The organism is Neobacillus citreus, assembly GCF_018343545.2.
GTDB classification, from domain to species: Bacteria; Bacillota; Bacilli; order Bacillales; family Cytobacillaceae; genus Neobacillus; species Neobacillus citreus.
In genome coordinates this window covers 9,633-12,084 of record NZ_JAGYPE020000098.1, presented here as the reverse complement: position 1 = coordinate 12,084, position 2,452 = coordinate 9,633, and the positions used below count along the sequence as shown (strand labels likewise).

General features: G+C 38.6%; 1 protein-coding gene. It reads left to right on the top strand.

What is annotated here, in order from left to right; genetic code table 11:
- Nucleotides 1–486: 486 nt before the first annotated feature.
- Nucleotides 487–1,815, top strand: coding sequence for a C40 family peptidase (locus tag KHB02_RS28200; RefSeq protein WP_213146145.1), 1,329 nt, complete (start codon nt 487–489; stop codon nt 1,813–1,815).
- Nucleotides 1,816–2,452 lie beyond the last annotated feature (637 nt).

The following is a 2,452-nucleotide window of genomic DNA, read 5'->3' as shown; positions in this document are numbered from 1 at the left end:
GCATGCTTATTTTTAGAATACCACACAATAAAAAGATATTTAAATGAAAAATGTTGACAAACTATTAGCTGGTTTATTTTATTTTCACTGGTTACTTAATTAAGGACAACAATTCTTATCAGAGAGATATAATGGTCAAATTTGGTAAAAATTAGAGCATTCCAGACTGGTCATCCCTTCCTAGGAAAAATAAGCTGTCTTTGATGAAAACGGTTGATGTCACACTTTGTCATATAATTAAATATTACAAAATGATTGCAATTATATTACATAAAGCAGGAGCGAACATAGGATTTCCTCGATTTCATTATTCTTCCTGTATAGTTATTAATATACTATTTGTAATAAAAAGTATAGATTCTACCAATTCTGTATTCATATTAGTAGATTAAAAACGAACTACCACTTTTGGTGGATGTTTTTTTGATGGTTATTTCATTATTATGTCTTATTGGAGCAAAATAATGAAAGGTAGGAAGTAAAACAGTGAAGAAAAATCTAGTAACAGCAGCTGCAACAGCTGGGCTCGTCCTTACTGCTTTTGGAGCCACAGCAAGTGCACAAGAACCCGCATATACGGTTCGTCCTGGTGACAGCCTTTGGAAAATTGCCAATTCAAATCATGTATCTATTAACCAATTAAAAGAATGGAATTCTCTTTCAAGTGATACCATCTATGTCAATCAGAAACTATCACTAACATACACTGTCAAACGAGGAGATAGTCTTTGGCAAATTGCTAAGGACAATGGTACAACCGTAGATGAACTAAAACGTTTGAATGGCATGACATCAAGTTATATTCGAATTGGACAGTCATTAAAAATTGTAGGAACAAATTCAAATGATTCTTCTTATAAAGTTCAAAAAGGTGATTCTCTTTCAGTCATAGGAGCCCGTTTTAATCTATCAGTGTCCCAGCTTAAAGCAATAAACCAGTTATCCTCTGACACGATTTATGCTGGACAGACGTTAGAGGTTAGCAGTGTGGAAAATCCAGCCATTGTGACGAAATCAGAATCAGTTACAACTGGAAATATAGCAGCAGCTTCAAGTGCTGTATCAACACCGAGCACTCAAGCCACTTCAACTGCAGTTTCATCACAAAGCACAGAGACAACATCAAGTGTACCTGCAACTGGTACTACAGAGGGAGTTTCTAATACAAAAGCTGCAGAGAATTCTGCAGTAACTTCTGGTGCAACAACCGGACAAGCACCGGCAGCATCAAGTGCACCAGCAACAACAGAAAAAGCACCGGTAACAACCAGTACACCAGCAACGCAGGAAAACGCACCGGCAACTTCCAGTGCACCAGCAACGACAGAAAACGCACCGGTAACATCTAGTTCAACAGCAACAACTGGAAACTCAACAACGAATTCAAATCCAGCAGCACCGGTTCAACAGCCAGCACCTGCTACTGAAGCAGCTCAAAAACCTGTAACTTCATCAGCATCTGCCGTTCAGGGAGTGATAGAAGAGGCTAAGAAATATCTAGGTTCGCCGTATAAATGGGGAGGAAACACTCCAGCAGGTTTCGATTGCAGTGGCTTTACTGTATATGTGTTTAATAAAGTCGGCATTTCCTTACCACGGACTGCTGCAACACAATGGGATGCAACAACACCAGTGGCTTCGCCAAGTATAGGAGATCTTGTTTTCTTTCAAACTTATAAACTCGGACCATCCCATGTTGGCATTTATTTAGGAAACAACAAATTTATCAGTGCAGCCTCAACAGGGGTAACGATCTCAGATATGACATCTACCTATTGGAAGACTAGATATCTCGGTGCAAAAACTCCTTACTAAACTTTAATAGTAATATGATTTTAATAATGTAGACAGTGTGAAAAAATGGTAACTCAGCTATTTTTCACACTGTCTTTTTTTGTTAATCAGTGGCAGTCATTAATTATGAGAAACTCATAACCGCTAATCATAGGTGAAAGAGAGCATATTAAGGTTAAGAGAGGTTCATAACCGTTAAGTCTTGACGCGGTTATAACTAAAGAACGAAATATCTCTGATTAATGAATCAGAGATATTTCTGTTGTATCAAGTGAAATTAACCGTCCTAGCGGCCAGGGGAAAAAAGGGGGAATTCTGAGTGGACCACTACCGTGGGATTTGAGGGCATTAGGCATAGGCATCGCCGCAAGCTGCTTCCCCTTTTTTGATTTTCCTTTTACTAAATTGGTGTCGCCTATCGGCTCTTTGGAGGAGGAGAGGGGTGTTCCCCTCACCCTTAATGAAATTTTTTCTAGGCTGTCCAAATGGGCAACTTTTTTTTATTTTCAGGAGGTGTGTCAATGCAGTCGATTTATTTCGCTCAGCAGTTTATAAGTAACCTAGAAGGAAGAAGTTGTATCGTTTCTAGGCAGCACTGTCCAGAGGGAATACTTATCACATATGAACGTGCTGGCATAAATTAATAAAATAATATTCA